Annotated in this window: 17 protein-coding genes; 14 read left to right on the top strand and 3 right to left on the bottom strand. The window is 47.5% G+C overall.

From position 1 onward, the window contains the following. Positions 1 to 822: 822 nt before the first annotated feature. The 4 genes from thrS to rnr all read left to right on the top strand — a co-directional run bounded on the left by thrS (position 823) and on the right by rnr (position 7,462). Positions 823 to 2,757, top strand: a complete 1,935-nt coding sequence (thrS, locus tag CAP50_RS00005; protein ID WP_075101251.1) for a threonine--tRNA ligase — start codon at positions 823 to 825, stop codon at positions 2,755 to 2,757. Between the two features lie 23 nt (positions 2,758 to 2,780). Next, positions 2,781 to 3,284, top strand: a complete 504-nt coding sequence (gene infC, locus CAP50_RS00010; protein ID WP_075101252.1) for a translation initiation factor IF-3 — start codon at positions 2,781 to 2,783, stop codon at positions 3,282 to 3,284. A gap of 500 nt (positions 3,285 to 3,784) precedes the next feature. Next, positions 3,785 to 5,029, top strand: a complete 1,245-nt coding sequence (locus CAP50_RS00015) for a toxic anion resistance protein (protein WP_075101253.1) — start codon at positions 3,785 to 3,787, stop codon at positions 5,027 to 5,029. A 141-nt stretch (positions 5,030 to 5,170) separates the two neighbouring features. Next, positions 5,171 to 7,462 carry a ribonuclease R gene (gene rnr / locus CAP50_RS00020; RefSeq protein WP_075101254.1) on the top strand — a complete coding sequence of 764 codons (2,292 nt, stop codon included), beginning with the start codon at positions 5,171 to 5,173 and terminating at the stop codon, positions 7,460 to 7,462. A gap of 106 nt (positions 7,463 to 7,568) precedes the next feature. On the opposite strand, the gene CAP50_RS00025 is transcribed toward rnr, so the two are convergent. From CAP50_RS00025 to hisA, 3 genes are all read right to left on the bottom strand, one after another. Beyond that, a complete protein-coding gene (locus CAP50_RS00025; RefSeq protein WP_075101255.1) occupies positions 7,569 to 7,829 on the bottom strand; it encodes a hypothetical protein in 261 nt (86 codons plus the stop codon). Positions 7,830 to 8,086: 257 nt separating this feature from the next. Next, the gene (locus CAP50_RS00030; protein ID WP_172953028.1) at positions 8,087 to 9,742 is read right to left on the bottom strand and encodes a mechanosensitive ion channel family protein; all 1,656 of its coding nucleotides are present in this window, start codon (positions 9,740 to 9,742) and stop codon (positions 8,087 to 8,089) included. A gap of 252 nt (positions 9,743 to 9,994) precedes the next feature. Continuing rightward, positions 9,995 to 10,732: a 1-(5-phosphoribosyl)-5-[(5-phosphoribosylamino)methylideneamino]imidazole-4-carboxamide isomerase gene (hisA, locus tag CAP50_RS00035; protein WP_075101256.1), complete on the bottom strand. Its 738-nt coding sequence runs from the start codon at positions 10,730 to 10,732 to the stop codon at positions 9,995 to 9,997. Positions 10,733 to 11,805: 1,073 nt separating this feature from the next. Here hisA and CAP50_RS00040 point away from each other — a divergent pair. From CAP50_RS00040 to CAP50_RS00085, 10 genes are all read left to right on the top strand, one after another. Continuing rightward, on the top strand, positions 11,806 to 13,158 hold the full coding sequence (locus CAP50_RS00040; RefSeq protein ID WP_075101257.1) for a Na(+)-translocating NADH-quinone reductase subunit A: 1,353 nt from the start codon (positions 11,806 to 11,808) through the stop codon (positions 13,156 to 13,158). A gap of 5 nt (positions 13,159 to 13,163) precedes the next feature. Further along, the gene (locus CAP50_RS00045; RefSeq protein WP_075101258.1) at positions 13,164 to 14,399 is read left to right on the top strand and encodes an NADH:ubiquinone reductase (Na(+)-transporting) subunit B; all 1,236 of its coding nucleotides are present in this window, start codon (positions 13,164 to 13,166) and stop codon (positions 14,397 to 14,399) included. Next, positions 14,380 to 15,282: a Na(+)-translocating NADH-quinone reductase subunit C gene (locus CAP50_RS00050; RefSeq protein ID WP_075101259.1), complete on the top strand. Its 903-nt coding sequence runs from the start codon at positions 14,380 to 14,382 to the stop codon at positions 15,280 to 15,282. The genes CAP50_RS00045 and CAP50_RS00050 overlap by 20 nt, the downstream gene beginning before the upstream one ends. A gap of 1 nt (position 15,283) precedes the next feature. Then, complete coding sequence (locus tag CAP50_RS00055) at positions 15,284 to 15,955, top strand: NADH:ubiquinone reductase (Na(+)-transporting) subunit D (protein WP_075101260.1); 672 nt, start codon at positions 15,284 to 15,286, stop codon at positions 15,953 to 15,955. Further along, positions 15,955 to 16,563: an NADH:ubiquinone reductase (Na(+)-transporting) subunit E gene (gene nqrE, locus CAP50_RS00060; protein WP_075101261.1), complete on the top strand. Its 609-nt coding sequence runs from the start codon at positions 15,955 to 15,957 to the stop codon at positions 16,561 to 16,563. The genes CAP50_RS00055 and nqrE overlap by 1 nt, the downstream gene beginning before the upstream one ends. 121 nt (positions 16,564 to 16,684) lie before the next feature. Further along, positions 16,685 to 17,920 carry an NADH:ubiquinone reductase (Na(+)-transporting) subunit F gene (gene nqrF, locus CAP50_RS00065; RefSeq protein ID WP_075101262.1) on the top strand — a complete coding sequence of 412 codons (1,236 nt, stop codon included), beginning with the start codon at positions 16,685 to 16,687 and terminating at the stop codon, positions 17,918 to 17,920. 302 nt (positions 17,921 to 18,222) lie between these two features. Further along, on the top strand, positions 18,223 to 19,308 hold the full coding sequence (locus CAP50_RS00070; protein ID WP_241900614.1) for an FAD:protein FMN transferase: 1,086 nt from the start codon (positions 18,223 to 18,225) through the stop codon (positions 19,306 to 19,308). A 121-nt stretch (positions 19,309 to 19,429) separates the two neighbouring features. Beyond that, entirely contained in the window at positions 19,430 to 19,675 is a 246-nt protein-coding gene (gene nqrM, locus CAP50_RS00075) for a (Na+)-NQR maturation NqrM (RefSeq protein WP_100748566.1), read from the top strand. A gap of 287 nt (positions 19,676 to 19,962) precedes the next feature. Then, complete coding sequence (locus CAP50_RS00080; RefSeq protein WP_153045417.1) at positions 19,963 to 21,303, top strand: MFS transporter; 1,341 nt, start codon at positions 19,963 to 19,965, stop codon at positions 21,301 to 21,303. Positions 21,304 to 21,402: 99 nt separating this feature from the next. Next, on the top strand, positions 21,403 to 22,188 hold the full coding sequence (locus CAP50_RS00085) for an arylesterase (protein ID WP_100748567.1): 786 nt from the start codon (positions 21,403 to 21,405) through the stop codon (positions 22,186 to 22,188). Positions 22,189 to 22,229 lie beyond the last annotated feature (41 nt).

A 22,229-nucleotide genomic window follows, 5' to 3' on the forward strand; every position in this document is an offset into this window, starting at 1 on the left:
AAGATATTTCGCTTACTTATAGTAAGTAAGGCTAAATAGCGCTAAACCTTATTGGTTTATCCTATCTAGCGAGCCGACTATCATATCATAACGATTTGGTTTGTCAAGCTTTTTTATCTAATTTGTTTCTCAAGGTTCGCTGCGTTGTTACTATGTAATCTACCCTAGTAATGCTTAGCTCGTCCTGATGAGGTGCGTATTATAGAGAGTTTCTGACGGGTGTCAACTGCTTTTTGATAAGTTTTTTAATTAATTTTGATAAATATAAAATAGACTAGTGTTTTCAATATGTTAGTGAAAAAACTTTTTAAAACAGCGATGCGACTTAAACCATCATCACTTCATTAGTTATATAGTGGTAGCAAAATTGGCGTTATCTATTACCTATTGAAATCTGCTTAATAAATACTTATATAGTCAACCCGATATAAACATGATGCAGCGAGATGAAACGTTATTTTTCATAGCATCGGTAATTAGATAACTTTGAAGCATCAAGTGCTGCATCGATACTTAAACAGTCACCGTGCTGACGTCGCTTGTCATAACACTTTTGTCACTTTGTATCTATAGTCTCCAACCTAGTGTTGCTAGGCAGTGTTTGCTATAATAGTGGCTTTTATGACACTACCTTGTAATGCTAAAGTGAGCCTTTAGATAAAGTGGCCAAAAGCCTGCTATTAATATCGTCTCAACTTAGTGTTTTGGGTGGTACTTTTCTTAACATATCACAGCAGTTAGATATAATTGATGCGGTCTTACGGTTATATGATTGATGGTTGCAATCATCACTGCCAACGGATCCAAAAAGGTGAATAGATTATGGTAGCGATTACTTTACCAGATGGTAGCGTAAAAAACTTTGAAGGCAATACAACCGTCATGGAAGTGGCGCAGAGTATTGGTGCAGGACTTGCCAAAGCGACGGTCGCTGGGCGCGTTGATGGTCAATTAGTCGATGCACACGATCCGATCACCCATGATGCCAAAGTTGAAATCGTGACGCCAAAAGACGCTGACGGTGTCGATATCATTCGCCACTCCTGCGCCCACTTGTTAGGTCATGCAGTAAAACAGCTCTACCCAGAGGTAAAAATGGTCATCGGACCGGTCATCGAAGATGGTTTTTATTACGACATCTATAGCGAGACGCCGTTTACCCCTGAGCATATGGAAGCCATCGAAAAACGCATGATGCAACTGATCAAACAAGATTATGATGTTATCAAAAAAATGACACCGCGCGATGAAGTCATCAAGATATTCGAAGCGCGCGGCGAAGATTATAAGCTGAAACTGATCAATGATATGCCGGGTGAAGAAGCCTTTGGTCTGTATCACCATCAAGAATATGTCGATATGTGCCGTGGTCCACACGTGCCAAATACGCGCTTCTTAAAAGTATTTAAACTGACCAAAATGTCGGGTGCATACTGGCGCGGTGATGCCAAAAACGAGCAGCTGCAACGTATCTATGGTACAGCGTGGGCTGATAAAAAAGACCTAAAGGCCTATATCCAGCGTATTGAAGAAGCGGAAAAACGCGACCACCGTAAAATTGGTAAAGCGCTCAATCTGTTTCATATGCAAGAGCAAGCGCCGGGCATGGTGTTTTGGCACCCTAATGGCTGGACGATTTATCAAGTGCTTGAGCAATATATGCGCAAAGTCCAACACGATCACGGCTATGAAGAAATTAAAACGCCGCAAATCGTCGATCGTAGCTTGTGGGAGCGCTCAGGCCACTGGGGTAATTATGCCACCAATATGTTTACCACTGCCAGCGAAAACCGTGATTATGCGGTAAAGCCAATGAACTGCCCGTGTCACGTGCAAGTATTTAACCAAGGCCTAAAGTCATATCGTGACCTGCCACTGCGTATGGCAGAGTTTGGTTCATGTCACCGTAATGAGCCATCAGGCTCCTTGCATGGTTTGATGCGCGTACGCGGCTTTACGCAAGATGATGCGCATATCTTCTGTACCGCAGCACAAATTCAGCAAGAGGTCGCTGACTTTATTAAACTAACCCTAAAAGTCTACGAAGACTTCGGCTTTGATAACATCATCATGAAGCTCTCCACCCGCCCTGAAAAGCGTGTCGGCTCTGATGAGTCTTGGGATTTTGCCGAAAAAGCTTTGGCCGATGCTCTCGACAGCTCAGGTCTCGATTGGGAATACTTGCCGGGTGAAGGCGCGTTTTATGGTCCCAAAATTGAATTTAGTCTAAAAGACTCTCTAGGCCGCGTCTGGCAGTGCGGTACCATTCAGGTCGACCCCAATATGCCTGAGCGTCTTGATGCAGAGTTTGTCAACGAACAAAACGAGCGTGAAACCCCAATCATGCTACACCGTGCTATTTTAGGATCTTTCGAGCGTTTTATCGGTATTTTGATCGAACACTATGCCGGTTGGATGCCAGTATGGCTTGCACCCAAGCAAGTGGTGGTGATGAATATCACTGACAAGCAAGCAGAGGCTTGTGAAAATGTGGTTAATGAGCTGAAAAACGTCGGTATTCGAGCCGTTAGCGACTTGCGTAACGAAAAGATTGGATTTAAGATACGAGAGAAAACATTAGAACGTATCCCCTATATGCTAGTATTAGGGGATAAAGAGATTGAAACGGGCAGCGTCAATGTCCGGACGCGTGAAGGCGAAAACCTTGGCGTGATGAGTATCTCTGACTTTATGGCATTAGTACAGACCGCTGTCGGTAAAAAAGGCCGACAGACCCCAAAAACAGATGAGGAGTAATACCTATTAAACAGTCCAACCGTTTGAACATCAACGAAGATATCAAAGTCAAAGAAGTCCGACTCGTTAAAGAAGACGGCGAACAAATGGGCGTGGTCGATATCGAAACCGCGATGAAAGCGGCGCGTGATGAAAACTTAGATTTGGTCGAATTGGTTCCTGAAGCAAAACCGCCTGTATGTAAGATCATGGATTACAAGCATTTCTTATATGATCAAAAACAAAAGGCCAAAGAAGCTAAGAAAAACCAAAAGCAGACTCAGCTTAAAGAGATGAAACTACGCCCCAGTACTGAAGAGGCGGATTATCAAGTTAAGCTGCGTAAAATTATCAGCTTTTTGGAAGCTCAAGATAAGGTTAAGATTAGTATTCGTTTCCGTGGACGCGAAATGGCGCACCAAGATATTGGTCGCAAGCAACTTGACCGCATCATTGAAGATACCGCTGATATCTCAAACGTCGAACAATATCCTAAGATGGAAGGTCGTCAGATGGGTATGCTGCTCGGCCCAACTAAGAAAAAGTGATCGACTAACCAGATTGCTATTAGTTAGTGGCGGCTGTCAATCGGCATGCTAATCCGCCGATGTTAGATAATGTCGGTATTGATTAATATGGATACTTATACTGTTGACCATCAATATGCTACGGGATATTGATGGTTTTTTTGTATATAGGCTTTCTGCCTCTTTATCATAAGCAGCGATACTGCCTTTATTAGCCATGGCTTTTATCACCTATAGTTTTTATCATTTATAGCGTTTTAAACGCTGTTTTTGGTATCACAAGCTGACGCTATTTTACAAAACCTCTCTTCTCAAGCTTTTCATTACCAGTTAGTCTAAAGCTCAATGGCTCTGTATTCATTCGCCTTTGTATTTATTCGGCTTTATATAAGACACAGGCTGTGACATACAGGCCGCGACTTGTCTTTTAAATAAAACAATACCCGATATAGTCGACACTACATAAACCGCACGGATGATATATTACTGATTTTGTCCTTTTAGAGATTATAGGAAACTTTATGCAAGAATTGACGCCACCAGAAAACGCCGCTGCGCCAAGCATTTCACTGACGCCGCCTGAGCCCGTCAAAGAAGTACAAAAAAGTGAAGCCGACCAGATGGTGACTCTCGATAAAAGCCAAATACCAGAGCTCGATGCTAAAGTTGATGCTTTTGTCGATCATGTCATCACCAACTCTGTACATAGCCCTGAGTTTCAGCAAAACGTCCAGTCCATACATAACTTAGGCAATAAAGAGATTCGTGAGTCCGCGCAAGTCTCTAATCGTATGCTCGAGCTGCCAGCAAAGAGCATCAACGACAATCTGTTTGATAACTCCCCTATCGCCAAATCTCTGACAGAGCTGCGTGGTATCGTCGAAGATTTGGACCCTAGCAAAAAAGATTTGACCAGCTCACGCAAGCTGTTTGGCCTTATTCCTTTTGGCAATAAGGTTCAAGATTACTTTCGTCAATACGAGTCAGCGCAGTCACATATCAATGCTGTCGTGACCAGTCTCTATAACGGCAAAGACGAGCTGCTCAAAGACAATGCCATGATCGAGCAAGAAAAAGTCAATATGTGGGAGCTGATGCAATCGATTCGTCAGTACATTTACGTGGGTAAAAAAATCGATGAGCAGTTGGAGCAAAAAGTCTATGCCATCGAGGCGGCTGACCCAGAAAAAGCGCGCATCATCAAAGAAGAGATGCTATTTTATGTGCGCCAAAAAAATACCGACTTTTTGACGCAGTTGGCCGTCAACGTCCAAGGCTATTTGGCGCTTGATACCATTCGCAAAAATAATCTGGAGCTGATCAAAGGTGTCGACCGCGCGACCACGACGACCATCTCAGCGCTCCGCACGGCGGTGGTGGTCGCACAAGCGATGACCAATCAAAAACTGGTACTTGATCAAATCACTGCGCTTAATAAAACTACGAGCAGTTTGATCGAATCGACCTCTGCGATGCTCAAACGCCAATCGGGCGAGATCCATGAGCAGGCGACCAGCAGCAGTATCGAGCTTGATAAACTGCAAAACGCCTTCAATAATGTCTATGATACGATGGACATGATCAGCAATTATAAAATTGAAGCGCTAGAGAACATGAAACAAACGGTCAATACCTTGACCACTGAGGTCGATAAAGCACAAAAGTATCTCGACAAATCCAATCAGACCACGGTGCTAGAGGTCTCAAAGGAATTAGACAGCAAAAAAATCACCGATAAGTCTAGTGCGGTGGATATCGATATTTGATGGTTTTTTTCAGCTGTCTTCTTTAAAAGCAGACAGCTTGTTGCGACTTAATACAGATTAGGCGATTGACGCAAGATATTGCCTCGTCGTTCGTGTTAAGATAGCCCTTATTAATAATTTTAAAAATAGATACGGTAATTTATGAGTTGGAACGATCCAAACGCCTCAAGTGAGGCAAAAAGATATGACAATCCTATCCCTAGTCGCGAGCTGATACTGGGCACGATTAATGAGCATGGCGAAGTCACTCACAAGCAACTGGCGCAGATCTTTGAGATTGAAGACCCAGATCAGTTTGATGCGCTGGGCAATCGCCTAAAAGCCATGGCACGCGACGGTCAAGTAAACCGTGAAGGTCGTCCTTATCGTTATCGGACAGTGACCAAACAAGATGTGGTCACCGGTACTGTGTCGGCGCATCCCAAAGGTTTTGGCTTTGTATTATTAGAAGACATGCCCGATTTGTTTTTGCACGAAAAACAAATGCGCTGGGTATTTAATGGCGATACGGTAGCCGCGATCGGCACCTCAACAGACAATCGCGGTCGCACCGAAGGCCGCATCGTCGATATCATAGAGCGTCGTCAAAACAACTTCATCGGCACGCTAACACGTGATGATGAAGGCTACTGTGTCGAGCTTGGTAGTCCAAACCATCACCAACCCATTACTGTCACTGATGACAACGTACAGGCTCTAAACGCCAAGCAAGGCGCGCCCGTCAAAATAGACATCATCGATTGGCCAAACCAGCACGAGTTTGCTACTGGCAAAATCACTGAAGTCCTCTCCGATGATAACGACCGCGAGCTGATCATCGAAACGACGTTGCTCAATTATGATATTCCATCAGAATTTAGTGATGCGGCTCTCAAGCAAGCCAATGATTACGAAGAGCCTACTGACAAAGACCTAAAGGGCCGTACTGACTTACGTCATTTGCCCTTAGTCACCATCGATGGTGAAGACGCACGCGACTTCGATGATGCGGTATATGCCGAAAAACGCTCAGGTGGTAACTACCGCGTCTTAGTGGCTATTGCAGATGTCAGCTACTACGTCACGCCAAACTCGCCGTTAGATAAAGACGCGTATGAGCGCGGTACGTCAGTATACTTTCCGCATCGTGTGATTCCGATGCTCCCTGAAGTATTGTCGAATGGTCTGTGTTCGCTAAACCCTGATCTTGATCGCCTATGTATGGTGGCTGATATCAAGATATCGCGCGCTGGTAAAATCACAGGCTATGATTTTTATCCAGGTGTGATGCACTCACAAGCACGCTTGACGTACAACCAAGTCAACGCGTATTTCGACAATCCAAAAGACAAAAGCGTGCCTGATTCTTTGACAGGCAATAAAGACGTCAAAAAATCAATTGATACACTGCATCAACTCTACGAGCTGCTTTTGAAAAAACGCGAAGAGCGCCATGCGATGGAGTTTGAGACAGTAGAGACCTACATTAAGTTTGATGAAAAAGGTGGCATCGAAGCAATATTGCCACGTACGCGCGGCGATGCGCAAAAGCTGATCGAAGAATGTATGCTACTGGCCAATACTTGTGCGGCAAACTTTGCTCTCAAGCATGAACTGCCTGTCTTGTATCGTAACCACGATCAGCCAGATAGCGAAAAATCCATGCGTATCCATGAATACGCCAAAAACTTTGGTTTGAGCTTCCCAGAAGAAAGCCCAACGCAGGCCGATTATCAGCGTATCATCGAAGCCACCAAAGACAGACCTGATGCCATTAGTATCCATAGCATGCTGCTGCGCTCGATGATGCAGGCCAACTACGCGCCGGACAACATCGGTCACTTTGGCTTGGCGTATGACGAGTACAGTCACTTTACCTCGCCCATCCGCCGTTATCCTGATTTGATGCTACACCGTGCGATCAAGGCAAAAGTCACGGGTAGCAAGCAGCCAGTGATGGATTTTTCACTCGAAGGTGCTGGCACGCAAACCTCAGATACCGAGCGCCGCGCCGAAAAAGCCTCGCGTTTTGTGGAGTCATGGCTCAAATGTCACTACATGAAAGATCATGTCGGTGAAGAGTTCAATGGCGTGGTGACCACCGTGACGAGCTTTGGCTTATTTGTCACCTTGACTGACTTGTATATCGACGGTCTGGTGCATATCTCAAACGTCGGCGATGACTTCTTTGTCTATGATGAGACGCAGCAGCAGCTCATCGGTAAAGACAAAGGCACGCTGTTTGGTCTGGGCGATTTGGTCAAAGTCAAAGTCGCAGGCGTCAATATGGACTTGCTACAAATTGACTTTGATTTACAAGCCAAGCTACAAGCCAGTGAGATGAACCAAACCAAAAAAGACCAAACCAAAAAAGACCAAGCTAAAAAACCACCAACCAAAAAATCACCAGCTAAAAAGAGCAGCAACCGCAAAGGCTCAAGCAAAAAAAGCTAAGCCACATAAGAGGTGGTAGATAAAAAGGTATTGATAAAAAAGGCTAATCCAGTGTTAGCCTTTTTTTGTGCCCGCTACGCTACTGGGCTTTAGCCACTTGCACAACTCACTGCTGCTCGGCTCGCTGTGCTTGCTCTATCTGCGTGGTAGCATCATCCAAGATGGCCTTGGGCTGCTGACCTAACGGCTGATTGGCAATATTTTCGCCAGTGTTTGCACCTGTATCTGTCACAGCCGCCGACTCAGCGCTATTATTGTTTACTAGTACCTCTCTGTGCTTATCACGCTGATGCCCACTTATCAGATTAAAACCCAATAATGCCACCATGCCCACAAGTGCGAAAATAATCAAATGTTTCATTTGCATAAAAGTGTCTCGTCTCTAGATAGTCATCAAATATCTATTTTGTTGCACTTTTTATGCCGTTTTTTAGGGCGTGTTCGCATTTTAAAAATGATGATAAAAATGAGATAAACTGCCGCTAAACATTGCCACTAAACAAGGAAGATAGCACAGATAATCTCGAGATATTAGTCAGCTATTTGGCCCTGTTTGGCCAGATTTAGCCATTTTTCACTCATTTAGGTGGCTATCTATTGAGTTGAGGACAGGCGCTAAGCTGATTATTCTTGCGGGCTATTGTTATTTAGCAAATCAGTCTCATCTGAGTTTTCGGCAATTTCTTGCTCGACCTTTTCCATCAGCTTATCATCGGGGCGGGCATCGAGGACATCGCTGCCACTGCGGCCTTGCAGGATAGTTTTGGCACGGGCTTTTGCTTGCTCTTTATCTTTATCATCGGTGGAGCTTGGCACTTGATTGCTTGAGGTAGCGCTGGGCACGGTGGTCGTAAGGGTAGCACCCGAGGTGGTGTTGTTTTGTGGCATCTGCTCAAAAGCGTGCTCTAATTTATGGTTAAAACGCAGTCGATAAATGGGCTCAGGTAAGCTAAAGCCTTCATTTTCTAGCGCGTGCTTGGTTTCGCGAATGGCGATACTACGCGCTTTAGAAAAATCGGTCTCGGATTGATCCACCCATACCTGAAACTCTAAAATGATATTTGAGTCGCCGACATTGGTAATGACAGCAATCGCTTTTGGCTCATCTAAGACAAACGCCAACTGGTGTATCGCATCTAGCCCAACCTTAATGGCTGCCAGTGGGTCATCGTTGGCGTCCACACCCAGCTCAAAAGTAAAGCGGCGCTCAGGGTTTTTGGTGTAATTTAGAATAGTACCTTTAAAGACCTCGGCATTCGGAATGCGCAGCTGGTTGCCATCTAAGGTCATCAAAATAGTCGCCCGCGATGTCAGGCGCACGACGATACCCTCTTGCCCATTGATGACAATGTGGTCACGCGCGCGAAACGGCTGCCGGATACTAAGCATGAGTGAGGCAATATAGTTTTCAATCGTGTCTTTGACCGCAAAGCCAACCGCGATACCGATCACGCCTGCCCCGCCAAGTAGCGTACCCAAAACAGTCTCTGCGCCGATCAGACTCAGCGCCAAGATCAGACCAAAGATGATAAAAATGACTTTGATGGTTTGGGCCAGTAGCTCTGCCACAAATGGATTTGGCGTCAGACGTTGCCACATTTTTTTGCGATTGGAGAGCCAGCTGCCAAACCAAGTCACCAAGGCAAACAGCACAATACCGACCAATAGTAGCGGTAGCGCCTTCACTAGATTGGTCACCTGTGCTTTTAGGCCTTGATAGACAGTGGTGACGTTGTCTTGTACATCGAGGGTACGATTGATTCGGTCTTCGACCGTGACCACGTCTGTCAAGCGATTGGTCAAGTTAATAGCTTGCTGCGCCTTTTTTTCATTGGGCGTCTCTCCCGTCAGGGTAACCACCCCTTGCGTCACGCTGACATTGACCGCTTGCAACCCGTCTATTTCTGAAAATATGCCAGTGATACGTTGGCGGATATCATTATCTGTTTGCGGAGTTGGCGTGGTCTCGATTTGCGCGTTATTGGTGCTCTCACCACTGATGATGGGCGGCGGGGTAGGCTCAGGTGATGGCTCTAGGGCCTCTGGCGTTTCAGCTATGCTGTCAGAGGTAGCAGGTGCTGGCTCGGCATTGTCTTCATCAAGCGCTTCTACATTGTCAACATTGTCACCACTGAGCGCAGCGCTAATGGAGGCAGCGTCTTCAATAGCTGCATGAGCTGGCAGCGAACAAAGCAGCGCCAATAGCAACAGCAGCTGACCGCATATACTGGCCAGACGGCGGATGATGGTGGGCATTTTTTGCGTTAGATAAATCGACATAAGCATCCTTTGCTTGTTGCATCATTGCCAAAACCTCAAGGTCTTATGCAAGCGTGGTCCCTGCCCTTTGTCTTAGCTTAGCAGCTAGGCGTGAGTCTATTACTATAAAGCAAACATACGGCTATTTGCTTGACGCCGCCGCTATGGCGCAGCAAACAGATAGCCGTAGCGCGTTGCCTATTCTCGCCATTGAGCGCTGAGCACAGCAAGTAAGAGCCTAGCGAGTAATTTTTTAGCAAATTTTAGGTAAGCTTAGCTGTCTAGGTATGCTTGAGCAGCACGCAAATCGAGTGTGCCTTCGTAGATGGCGCGGCCGGTGATGATACCCTCGATACAGTCGCCATAGGGTTTTAGCAGCTCGATGTCTTTTATGTCGGTCACGCCGCCTGAGGCAATCACAGGCAGGCCACCTTCGCGAGCTAGATTGACTGTCTGTTCGACGTTGACGCCTTGCATCATGCCGTCACGGGCGATGTCGGTATAGACGATTGACGATACGCCTACATCGGCAAAGCGCTTGGCCAGCTCGGTGGCGCGAGTATCAGTGACATTTGCCCAGCCATGGGTCGCCACCATACCGTCTTTGGCATCGATACCCACGATGATATGCCCTGCAAACTCACGGCAAGCTTCAGTGACAAAGTCGGGATCTTCGACTGCTTTGGTGCCGATAATAATATACGTCAAGCCTGCGGTGATGTACTGCTCGATGGTGTTCATATTACGCACACCGCCGCCCAACTGGATAGGCAGGGTTGGGTAAGCCTTGGCGATGTCATTGACCACTTGTCTATGTACTGGTATCCCATCAAACGCCCCGTTTAAGTCCACCAAATGTAAGCGGCGAGCACCTTCTTCTACCCAGCGCGCCGCCATGGCCACAGGATCGTCAGAAAACACCGTATCATCCTCCATACGGCCTTGCTTTAAGCGCACACATTTACCATCTTTTAAATCAATCGCCGGAATAATGACAGGCACAGCACACATAGGACATTCCTTATAACGCACTAATAAAATAAGTAATCACAATATCACTGATATTAAAACACTACCGCAGACCGTTTCGAAATCAGTGGCTAACAAAATCAGTCAGAATATAGTATCAGTAAATGCTCTTCGTGTTGGCTCAAATCTGAATAATTCAAACAACAAATAATGCCAAAAACTTAACAATCATAACCATAAGTTTTAGCAGACGGAATCACTGACAACATTAGGTAAATTCACTTACCGGCTGGCAATTTTAGGTCAATTTAGCGTATAATCCTAGGTAAATTTGTATTTGTTTCTATATGATAGCAACCATGCGCCACACTTTTTCAGTTAACCATCACTGAAGTGCTCATGGCGGTCAGGATGAGTCGAGCAACAGCTAAATGAACCAGTACAATATTGGCTGACAGTTGGCTAAAAGGGTTAACGTAACAATCTTCAATGCCAGTCTGAGAGCAGACTGCGCTGCGCCATTACCCTTGAGACGTCTTTTTATATATCTCCCTTACATCCCTATCATGAGATAACGCCTTAGAAAGTCACTCCTAGATTACCAGCGGCAGATGGTCATACACAGTATGTCTACCAGCGGCAGGGCTAGTGTGGCTTCGACCAGTTTATCTATCTTTGTAGATTACTTGGCTGCGTTTTTATGTCATTGGCTCTGCAACAAAAAGCCAGTTCATAAAGCGACAATCGTGCTGGTTTACAGGTTTTAATTTTCAATGAAACGTATGATGGAGCTGTTTACGATCAATGCAGTCGCTTTTGGCCAACGCTCAAAGTGAGTGCGTTTGGTTTGATGGTTTTAGCATACACCTTGGTAGCCAGTCGCCAACTTTGGTAATTCGAATAAGACATTAACGTGTTGTTAAGGAGTCTAAGGTCAGCGTTAATACTCTTACTAGCAGTGATATTCTTGCGTTGTTTTCAAAGCCTTATGTATCTCTATCCTACTATAGGAATAGCGAGTTGAGGGCTTTATTAAATGACGCAGATGTTCATGCTGCCGATATACCAAACAGGACGTCTGGTATCGTTTTAGACTATGGACTAAGTTTTCGCTTATGATTACCATCAAAAAAGGTTTGGATTTGCCCATCACCGGTGAACCCTCCCGCGAGATATCTGAGCACCAACCAACACATGTAGCAGTCATTGGCTATGATTATGTGGGTATGAAACCCACAATGAATGTCAAAGAAGGTGATGTCGTAGCTAAAGGCCAGCCCGTTTTTGAAGACAAAAAACGTGTTGGTGTTATCTACACCGCCCCTGCTGCTGGTAAAGTCGTCGCGATCAATCGCGGCGAGCGCCGAGTGTTTGAAAGCCTTGTGATTGCGGTCGACCTAAACGGTGAAGAAGTAGACTTCGAGCGCTATGACTCCCAGCAACTTGCTGACCTAGACTCGAAGGTCGTTGAAACCCAACTGCTGGCCTCTGGCGAATGGACTGCGTTTCGTACGCGCCCCTATAGCCGCGCACCAGAAATCGGTGCCCGTCCGCATGCCATCTTTGTCACCGCGATGGATACCAATCCACTTGCGTTTGACCCGATGCTGCTGATCAATGAGGAGCTGCAAGCGTTCAATGATGGCCTCGCAGTATTATCTACCCTCAGCCCTAAGACTTTCGTCTGTCATCATGGTGATGCTAGCCTGACGCCCGTTGCAAAAACCGCGGCAAGTAACGTCACTGAGTATCATAGTTTTGCAGGTAAGCACCCAGCAGGACTGGCCGGCACGCACATTCACTTTTTGCATCCAATCATGCGCGGTGTCACCGTCTGGACGATTGGCTATCAAGACGTGATTGCTATCGGTAAGCTCTTTACCACTGGCCGCCTATACACACGCCGTATGATTAGCTTGGCAGGCCCTGCAGTCAATACTCCACATCTGATCGCAACCGAACGCGGTGCTGACATCACAGCATTGACCAAAGGCCAACTGGCCGCTGGTGAAAACCGTGTCATCTCAGGCTCAGTGCTGTCAGGACGCAAGGTGTTTAGCAACATCGCTTATCTTGGCCGCTTTCACAACCAAGTCAGCGTCCTACCTGAAGGCCGTGAGCGTCCAGCATTTCACTTCTTTACCGCTGGTAAAAACCGCTTCTCTAAACTGCCAATCTATATCTCGCAGTTTTTTGGTGGCAAAAAATACAACTTCACCACCACCAGCAACGGCTCACCGCGTGCGATGGTACCCATCGGGGTCTATGAAGAAGTCATGCCGCAAGATTATCTGCCAACACAGCTACTACGTGCCTTGATTGTTGAGGACATCGTTAGCGCCGTTGATTTGGGCGCACTCGAATTGGACGAAGAAGATTTGGCATTATGCACCTTCGTCTCTCCTGGCAAATATGAATTCGGTGATATCTTGCGTGATAACTTAACGCGCATTGAGCTGGAGGGCTAACCACGATGAAATTTTTACACAATATGTTCGATCGTATGGAGCCGTCTTTCACCAAGGGTGGCAAACACGAAAAGTACTATGCCATCTTTGAGATGTTCGATACGTTTTTGCGTCAGCCAGGTACCACTACCTACGCCTCGTCACACGTGCGCGATGGTATCGATCTAAAACGCATCATGATTACTGTCTGGCTCTGTACCTTCCCTGCGATGTTTTGGGGTATGTACAATATCGGCCACCAAGCATTAACTGCCATCGCTCAGCTAGGCTTGCAGCCTGAAGGCTGGCGCACGGTCATCACCAGCATGGCAGGCTACAACCCAGATAGTATCTGGGCCAGCTTTGTCTATGGGGCCATGCAGTTCTTACCCATTTATATCGTCACCTTCGCGGTTGGTATTCTCTGTGAGATTATCTTTGCCGTGGTGCGCGGACATGAAGTCAACGAAGGTTTCTTTGTGACCTCAGTGCTCTTTGCGCTTTGTCTACCGCCAGATATCCCATTATGGCAAGTCGCCTTGGGTATCATCTTTGGTGTGGTCGTGGCAAAAGAGGTCTTCGGTGGTACGGGTAAAAATTTCCTAAACCCTGCCCTATCAGGTCGTGCCTTCCTCTACTTTGCCTATCCAGCGTATATGTCTGGTGACTCAATCTGGACGGCAGTGGACGGCTTCTCTGGCGCGACACCGCTTGGTCTTGCAGCACTTGGCGTCTCTCCACAAGATTTCGTCGATGTCTATGGCAATGCCATCACTTGGAGTGATGCGTTCTTGGGCAACATGCAAGGCAGTATCGGTGAAGTCTCTACGCTCGCTATCCTCATGGGTGCGGTCGTACTACTGTGGACGCGTATCGCCTCCTGGCGCATCATGGCAGGCTGTGTGGTCGGTCTCATCGCCACCTCGCTGGTCTTTAACATGATCGGCTCAGAAGACAATCTGATGATGAACTTGCCGTTTTATTGGCATTTGGTCATCGGTGGCTTTGCCTTTGGTGCCGTCTTTATGGCAACCGATCCTGTCTCTGCTGCGCATACCAATAAAGGCCGCTGGGCGTATGGCATCTTGATTGGCTTTATGACCGTATTGATTCGCGTCGTCAACCCAGCCTTCCCAGAAGGCATCATGCTGGCCATTTTATTCGCCAACTTATTTGCTCCATTGTTTGATTACTTTGTTACCCAAGCAAACATCAAACGCCAAACTGCTCGGAGGGTTCGTTATGTCCAAGCCCAAAAGTAATAACGCAAAAACCATCAGCGTTGCACTGACGCTATGTTTGGTGTGCTCTGTATTGGTCTCGGCAGTTGCTGTGGGTCTAAAACCAGCACAAATCGAAAACGCTCGCTTAGACCGTAACAAAAACATCCTCGTTGCCGCTGGCATGTACAATGCTGAGTCAGATACAGCAAGCGATGTGGCTGAGCGTTTTAAAGATTTTGATGTCGAGATCATCGACCTAAACAAAGGCGACTATCTCGATGATGATGCGCTAAAAGCCGCTGGCATCCCTGATCGCAACGCCTATGACGCCAGTCAAGCGACCAAAAACCAAGCCTTGAGTGAAGACTTGGGCAACAACGATCCCGCTGGTATTGGCCGTAAGCCAAAATATGCCAAAGTCTACGTAAAAAGCGACGACGCTGGCAATCCTGAAATGGTGGTGCTACCGATTCAAGGCTACGGCCTATGGGGCACGATCTATGGTTTCTTAACGCTTGAGAGCGACATGAATACCATCAAAGGTATCAGTTTTTATGAGCATAAAGAAACCCCAGGGCTCGGTGCTCGTATCGAAGAGCCAGAGTGGCGCGCCCAATGGAGTGGCATCCAGTCGTATGACGAAGATGGCAATGTGGCCACTGGTGTGACCAAAGCTGGCACACCAAAAGACAACTGGGTCGATGGCATCAGCGGTGCAACCTTAACGGGTCGCGGTGTCAGCAATATGATTCAGTTTTGGCTGGGTGAGCAAGGCTACAAGCCTTATCTAGATAAGCTGCGCCAAGATAGTGGTCAAACGATTGACAATGCAGACACGCAAGCCAGTCAAGCGACGCTGACAGCTGAACCGAACACCGAACTGGCAGCGCTGCCGCCAGTAGCAAACGGCAAGGAGGCATAACATGGCTGACACCAAAAGTATTTTAACCACGCCTATCTTTGACAATAACCCCATTGCCCTACAGATCCTAGGTATCTGCTCGGCATTGGCAGTCACCACCAGCATGGCCAACGCCATGGTGATGTGTGTGGCCTTGACACTGGTAACGGCGTTTTCGAGCTTTTTTATCTCTATCATCCGTAAGCAAATTCCATCGAGCATCCGTATCATCGTCCAGATGACGATTATTGCCTCGTTGGTTATTTTGGTCGATCAGGTACTAAAAGCGGTGGCTTATGATGTGAGTAAAGGTCTATCGGTCTTCGTTGGTTTGATCATTACCAACTGTATCGTGATGGGCCGTGCCGAAGCCTTTGCCATGAGCAATCCGCCTGTCCCTAGCTTTTTGGATGGGATCGGTAACGGTCTTGGGTATTCAGCGGTATTGTTATTTGTTGCAACCATCCGTGAGCTACTCGGTGCCGGTACCTGGTTTGGTATCACCATCTTGCAGCCTGTCACTGATGGCGGCTGGTATATTCCAAATGGTTTGTTATTACTACCACCGTCAGCGTTCTTTATCATCGGTTTGTTTATCGCCATCGTGCGTATCTGGAAACCAGAACAAGTTGAAGACGCTGAGTTTGTCATGAAGCCGCAATCTAAAGGCATGGTACATGGAGGCGGTCACTAATGGGACACTATGTTAGTTTATTTATAACCTCAGTCTTTATCGAGAATATGGCGCTGGCCTACTTCTTAGGTATGTGTACCTTTTTGGCAGTGTCCAAAAAAGTCTCAACGGCCATAGGCCTTGGGGTCGCGGTCATTGTCGTGATGGCCATCACCGTACCGCTAAACAATCTGTTGTTTCAGTTTATCCTAAAAAGTGGGGCGCTGGCATGGGCAGGTTTTCCTGATATTGACCTAAGCTTCTTAGGCCTACTCAGTTATATCGGTCTGATTGCTGCGACCGTACAGATTCTAGAGATGTTCTTAGATAAGTTCGTTCCAAGCTTGTACAACGCGCTTGGGGTGTTCTTACCGCTGATTACTGTCAACTGTGCCATCTTGGGTGGTGTTCTGTTTATGGTGGAGCGTGACTACAACTTTAGCGAATCGGTCGTATATGGCGTGGGCGCAGGTTTTGGTTGGGCATTGGCGATTACCGCATTGGCTGGCATCCGTGAAAAGCTCAAATACTCAGACATCCCAGCACCGCTGCGTGGTCTTGGTATTACCTTTATCACGGTTGGTCTGATGTCACTTGGCTTTATGTCTTTTGGCGGTATGTCAATCTAAACCGCTACGCTGAAAAGCCTAGTTAGCGATTTGACCTATTTAATTCATTTATTCGGTAGGGGGAGCAGTAGACGCTGGGCGTCCTGTTCCTCCCCTACTCCATAGATTAAGGATACATATCATGGATTATGCTACGGCGATTGGTGGCGTTGCTATGTTTACCTTGATCATCATGGGCCTTGTCGCCATTATTTTGGCGGCGCGCTCAAGACTGGTCAGTTCAGGTGATGTTACCATCCATATCAATGATAATCCCGATAATGACGTTGTGACACCAGCGGGCGGCAAGCTACTGCAAACCCTAGCAAGCGAAGGTATTTTCTTATCTTCAGCTTGTGGTGGTGGTGGTACGTGCGCGCAGTGTCGTTGCCGCGTTATTGAAGGTGGCGGTTCTATCCTGCCCACCGAAGAAGGCTATTTTACACAAGGCGAGATTCGCAATCACATGCGCTTAGCCTGTCAGGTAGCTGTCAAGCAAGACATGAAAATCGAGATCGACCCTGAGTTTTTTGATGTACAAAAATGGGAATGTGAAGTTGTCTCTAACGATAACGTGGCAACCTTTATCAAAGAGCTGGTACTTAAGATTCCAGAAGGCGAGGAAGTCAACTTCCGCGCTGGTGGCTATGTACAGCTAGAAGCGCCGCCGCATGAAGTACATTACAAAGACTTCGATATCGGCGAAGAGTACCGTGAAGACTGGGAAAAGTTCGGCGTCTTCAAATACGTCTCAAAAGTTGATGAGCCTGTTATTCGTGCGTACTCGATGGCCAACTACCCAGAAGAAAAAGGCATCATCAAGTTTAACATCCGTATCGCCAGTCCACCGCCGCGTGGTCCTGAAGGTATCCCGCCGGGCAAGATGTCGTCTTGGGTATTTAGCCTAAAACCTGGGGACAAGGTGACGGTGTCAGGCCCGTATGGTGAGTTCTTTGCCAAAGATACCGAAGCTGAGATGATATTTGTCGGGGGCGGTGCTGGTATGGCACCGATGCGCTCGCATATCTTCGATCAGCTAAAACGTCTGAACTCTAAGCGTAAGATTAGCTTTTGGTACGGTGCGCGCTCGATTCGTGAAATGTTCTATGTCGAAGACTACGATCAGCTCGAAGAAGAGTTCGATAACTTTGAGTGGCATGTGGCGCTATCTGATCCATTACCAGAAGATAACTGGGATGGTCCGACCGGCTTTATCCATAATGTGCTGCTTGAAAATTACCTAAAAGACCATCCAAACCCAGAAGACTGTGAATACTACATGTGCGGGCCACCGATGATGAACGCGGCGGTAATCGACATGCTCCATAGTTTGGGCGTGGAGGATGAAAACATCCTACTTGATGACTTCGGTGGTTAAGTAAAAAAGCAACACTAAAAGCGATATTCAAAAAAGAGTCTCAAGTGAGGCTCTTTTTTTTGTCAAAAAATTGACCGCTAAGAAAAGCACTGACTTAAAACTTGAACTGTAACCTGAGGCAACGCTATTGGCCTTATAAGTGATAAGAGGTGTAAAATAGGAGAGGTTTAGCGACGTTATTCGTTGACGCTCCATTTACCCCTTTGCTTTATCAAGCTGTGATGACTCATATGACAAATGTAACCTCGTTTTTTGCCTCGTTTTTTGCCGCGTCTCAATCCATACGCCCGACCTTACTGACGATGACCACGGTAGGTGCTATACTGAGCCTCAGTGCCTGCCAGCAGCTCCCTGACTATGACTATCTAAGCGGTGAAACGATGGGCACCAGCTATCATATTAGCTATCAGTTACCAGCAGGGGCGGATGAAGCGGCCATACAAGCAGCCATTGATCAGCGGCTGCAACAGATCAACGACAGCATGTCGACCTATCAATCTGACTCTACCATCTCTAAGTTCAACCAGCTGGGAAAAGACATGCCCATAGCGATCGATGCCGACTTTGCGCATGTGCTTGAGGTGTCGCGCACCGTCTATCAGCAGTCCGGCGGTGCCTTTGATCCGACAGTGATGCCCCTAGTAGAGACGTGGGGTTTTGGCAGTACCATGACCGTCGAGCGCTTACAAAGTCCGCCCACTGCACTCGAGATCGCTCAAGCAAAAGCCTTGGTCGATTTTGACAGTATCGTACAAGATCAGCAAAGCATCTACAAAACCAAAGAAGGCGTGGGGCTGGATTTTTCTGCGGTGGCAAAAGGCTATGGCGTCGATGTCATCGCTGATGTGCTCAGAGACGACTATCAAATCAATAATTATATGGTGGAGATAGGCGGCGAAATTGCGACCTCTGGTGTCAACAAACAAAAACAGCCTTGGCAAATCGCTATCGACGCCCCTATCGAAGACAGCACTGTCAGTGAGCGCGAGACCATATCAGCGATTCGCCAACCCATCAGCACGGCCAATCAAATGCATCTGGCGACCTCTGGCAACTACCGCAACTCTGTGGTGTTTGATGGCGAGCGCTATAGCCATACCATCGACCCCACCACAGGCACTCCCATCGCGGGCGGCGCGCCTTCTGTCACTGTCGCCGCAGAGTCTGTGGCGCTGGCCGATGCGTGGGCGACAGCGCTGACTGCCATGCCGTATCAGCAGGCGCTAGACGTCGCTCAAAAGCAAAACCTAGCGGCGATGTTTGTGGTATTAGCCGATACCGATCGTGATAGTGATAAAAAAACCACCAAAGACGCTGACAATATTGGGAAATGGCAAGTGGTACAGACACCAGCGATGCAAGCATTACGCGCCGACAAACCCTTGTAAACTGCCAGCTGCATGCGCCAAACATCTTGATACACTCAAGCGGCATCTGCAAAAATCTGCTATACTATAAAGGTGTTGTCTTTATAGATGACAGCCCTATTTTTAATACGAGGTTTCCTCTATGCTTACTCAATTGCTCCCCATGCTTGCGATTACCTTTACCGTATTTGTGCTGTTTTTTGTCTTTATGGGTATTGGATATATGGTGAAAAAAAAGCCCCTAAAAGGCTCTTGCGGCGGGGTGGCCAAACTGATGGGCGACGAGCATTGCTCATTTTGTGGCAATGACCCAAACAAATGCGACTCACTCATCGCCGAGCAGCAAGAAACCGCGCTCAAAGCCGCTCAGTTAGGCAAATCTGTCTAGAGTAGGTATAGATACCACGTTTGTTACCATACGCTGGTAGTATTTAGTCATCAATTGTTCTTATAATAGCGTCAAACTCTACAAAATAGAGTTGGCGCTATTTTTCTTGTGCCATATTCGTTTTGATAGCTTTTATAAGCCGCTGATGTTTTACAAAACTAGAATCAAACCTTCATCGTTATCATCCATATACTAAGTTTGCCCTGATTGATAGGGCAGCAAGTTCATATGACAGGCTTTCTGCCCATGTTGTAAAGCTCTAACGGCTTTTCTAACTCATCGTTTTAATGAGACTTTTCCGGTGTTATTTTATAAGCGGTGCTGCGGCGGCGCTATCTAATGACGTGTTTTTTATTTTATATAATAGTCGTGCTGCCATGTCTACCTCTGCAAATCTGTCTGCTTCTCAAACAAAAGCGTCAAAATCATCCATCCCGCCATCATCACGCTTTACTTTTTGGCTGGTGCTATGCGCGATCGTATTACTCGCGACCAACATGCGCGCGCCTATCGTGGCGCTTGGCTCTATCGCACCTGTGGTGCAAGAGGCGCTTGGTATCTCTGAGACTGAGCTTGGCTGGCTGGGCGCAGTGCCGATGCTGACTTTTGCCTTGGGCGCGCTTATCTCGCCTGCCATCGGTAAGCGCTTTGGGCTTGAGAATACCTTGATTGCGATGATTGCCCTGCTAACGATTGGCATGGTCATCCGCTCGGTAATTCCGACTTGGATTGGCTTTTTGAGCGGGACGGTATTACTAACGCTGGCCATTGGTTTTGCCAATACCTTGGCCGCGCCTGTCATCAAACAGCGCACGCCCAATCACATACCGCTGGTGACAGGCTGCTTTAGCTTGACCTTGACCGTCGCCGCAGGCATCGTCGCCGGCGTGGTGCTGCCGTTATCTGAGCAGTTTGGTTGGCAGTGGGCGCTTGGCGGTTGGGCGCTTTTGGGCTTTTTTGCCTTGGTTTTGTGGGTGTTTTTGCGGGTGCGGCTAGGCTCATCGACACGGGTGGTGGCGCCGCTCGCTACCGGCTCATCAGACATTTCGGTGTGGCGCTCAGCATTTGCTTGGCAGATTGCGGTATTTATGGGTCTGCAGTCTTTGTTGTTTTATACCGTTGCCAGTTTTTTACCATCAATTTGGCTCAGTAAGGGGCTGTCTGCGGTGAGTGCTGGACAAATGGGATCGGTGTTTCAGTTTATGGCACCGGTGGCGATTTTGAGCCTGACGTGGCTGGTCAATCGCGGTCGACCGATTCAGGCACTGGCCGTCTTTGCCGCCGCCTTAAACGTGTTTGGTGTATTGGGCATCATGTACCTATCGACCGACCTTGCTTGGCTGTGGTCTGGGCTCATGGGCATGGGCTGTTCGGCGATTTTTACCTTAAGTATGATGCTGTTTTCGATGCGCACTTATACCGCCAACCAATCCAGTGAGTTGTCTGGTATGGCACAGGCGGTGGGGTATTTGCTGGCGTTTTTTGGTCCGCTTGGTACTGGCTGGATCCATGATGCCACAGGCAGTTGGGACCTGGCGCTGTTTATGCTGCTGATCTTGATGATCATCAACGTCGTGATGGCGTGGCTGGTCAGTCGCCCAATCATGGTCGATGGTAAGCACGCTTAACATCGGCTTAACCCTAAATCACGGTAACCTTATCATAATATTGGTCGCGATCTTATTTTGCTACACTGGTTTGATTGCTTATAGGACAGACTACGTATTATGAAACCATCTTCTCGTTTGACTTCGCACCTACCGGTGGCAGCTCTCTTAGCCATGATGATGGCCGCCACTGGTTGTCAAAAATCGCCTGATAATGCTGATACCACGCCAGCCGACAGTACACAACCAACCCCGCCTATCAGCCAAACTACTCAAACCAGCCAGACTGCCGACACATCATCCACCTCACGGTTGGATGAGCAGCAAGCAGCGCTGACCATCTTGGCGCTGGGCGACTCCTTGACCGAAGGCTTGGGCGTGTCGCCTGAAGATAACTACCCTGCCCAACTAGAAGCTCAGTTAAAACAGATGGGCTATCCCAATATCACTGTCGTCAATTCCGGCTTGAGCGGCGAGACCAGCACAGGGCTGGTCAATCGCTTGGATTGGGTGCTACAGACCAAACCTGATATCACCATACTGACCATCGGTGCCAACGATGCCATGCGCGGTATAGAAGTCGCCACTATCGAAAATAACATCCGTACCGCCATCAAACGCTTGCAAGCAGGTGGCAGCGAAGTCATCTTGGGCGGTATGCAGATTTATGACAATCTTGGCTCAGACTACGTAGAGTCGTTTGCCGCAATTTATCCGCGCATCGCCGAAGACACGGGGGTTACGCTGATTCCGTTCTTTTTGGACGGGGTGGGCGGTGATGCCGCCCTCAACCAAGCGGATGCCATTCACCCGACTAAAGAGGGCTATCGCATGATCGTTAATGAAAATGTTTTGCCAGTGCTCACGCCCAAGCTAGAAAAAATAGTCGAAAGTGAGCGTAATTAAAGGCGCTTATCTGTAGCTGCTTCACTTCGATGCCTTATGGC

The sequence above is a fragment of the Psychrobacter sp. L7 genome (assembly GCF_002810365.1).
GTDB lineage: Bacteria > Pseudomonadota > Gammaproteobacteria > Pseudomonadales > Moraxellaceae > Psychrobacter > Psychrobacter celer.

Excerpts from the sequence above, each read along its gene's own strand:
- thrS (WP_075101251.1), top strand. The coding sequence starts at position 823 with ATGGTAGCGATTACTTTACCAGATGGTAGCGTAAAAAACTTTGAAGGC.
- CAP50_RS00015 (WP_075101253.1), top strand. The coding sequence starts at position 3,785 with ATGCAAGAATTGACGCCACCAGAAAACGCCGCTGCGCCAAGCATTTCA.
- rnr (WP_075101254.1), top strand. The coding sequence starts at position 5,171 with ATGAGTTGGAACGATCCAAACGCCTCAAGTGAGGCAAAAAGATATGAC.
- CAP50_RS00025 (WP_075101255.1), bottom strand. The coding sequence starts at position 7,829 with ATGCAAATGAAACATTTGATTATTTTCGCACTTGTGGGCATGGTGGCA.
- CAP50_RS00030 (WP_172953028.1), bottom strand. The coding sequence starts at position 9,742 with ATGTCGATTTATCTAACGCAAAAAATGCCCACCATCATCCGCCGTCTG.
- hisA (WP_075101256.1), bottom strand. The coding sequence starts at position 10,732 with ATGTGTGCTGTGCCTGTCATTATTCCGGCGATTGATTTAAAAGATGGT.
- CAP50_RS00040 (WP_075101257.1), top strand. The coding sequence starts at position 11,806 with ATGATTACCATCAAAAAAGGTTTGGATTTGCCCATCACCGGTGAACCC.
- CAP50_RS00045 (WP_075101258.1), top strand. The coding sequence starts at position 13,164 with ATGAAATTTTTACACAATATGTTCGATCGTATGGAGCCGTCTTTCACC.
- CAP50_RS00050 (WP_075101259.1), top strand. The coding sequence starts at position 14,380 with ATGTCCAAGCCCAAAAGTAATAACGCAAAAACCATCAGCGTTGCACTG.
- CAP50_RS00055 (WP_075101260.1), top strand. The coding sequence starts at position 15,284 with ATGGCTGACACCAAAAGTATTTTAACCACGCCTATCTTTGACAATAAC.
- nqrE (WP_075101261.1), top strand. The coding sequence starts at position 15,955 with ATGGGACACTATGTTAGTTTATTTATAACCTCAGTCTTTATCGAGAAT.
- nqrF (WP_075101262.1), top strand. The coding sequence starts at position 16,685 with ATGGATTATGCTACGGCGATTGGTGGCGTTGCTATGTTTACCTTGATC.
- CAP50_RS00070 (WP_241900614.1), top strand. The coding sequence starts at position 18,223 with ATGACCACGGTAGGTGCTATACTGAGCCTCAGTGCCTGCCAGCAGCTC.
- nqrM (WP_100748566.1), top strand. The coding sequence starts at position 19,430 with ATGCTTACTCAATTGCTCCCCATGCTTGCGATTACCTTTACCGTATTT.
- CAP50_RS00080 (WP_153045417.1), top strand. The coding sequence starts at position 19,963 with ATGAGACTTTTCCGGTGTTATTTTATAAGCGGTGCTGCGGCGGCGCTA.
- CAP50_RS00085 (WP_100748567.1), top strand. The coding sequence starts at position 21,403 with ATGAAACCATCTTCTCGTTTGACTTCGCACCTACCGGTGGCAGCTCTC.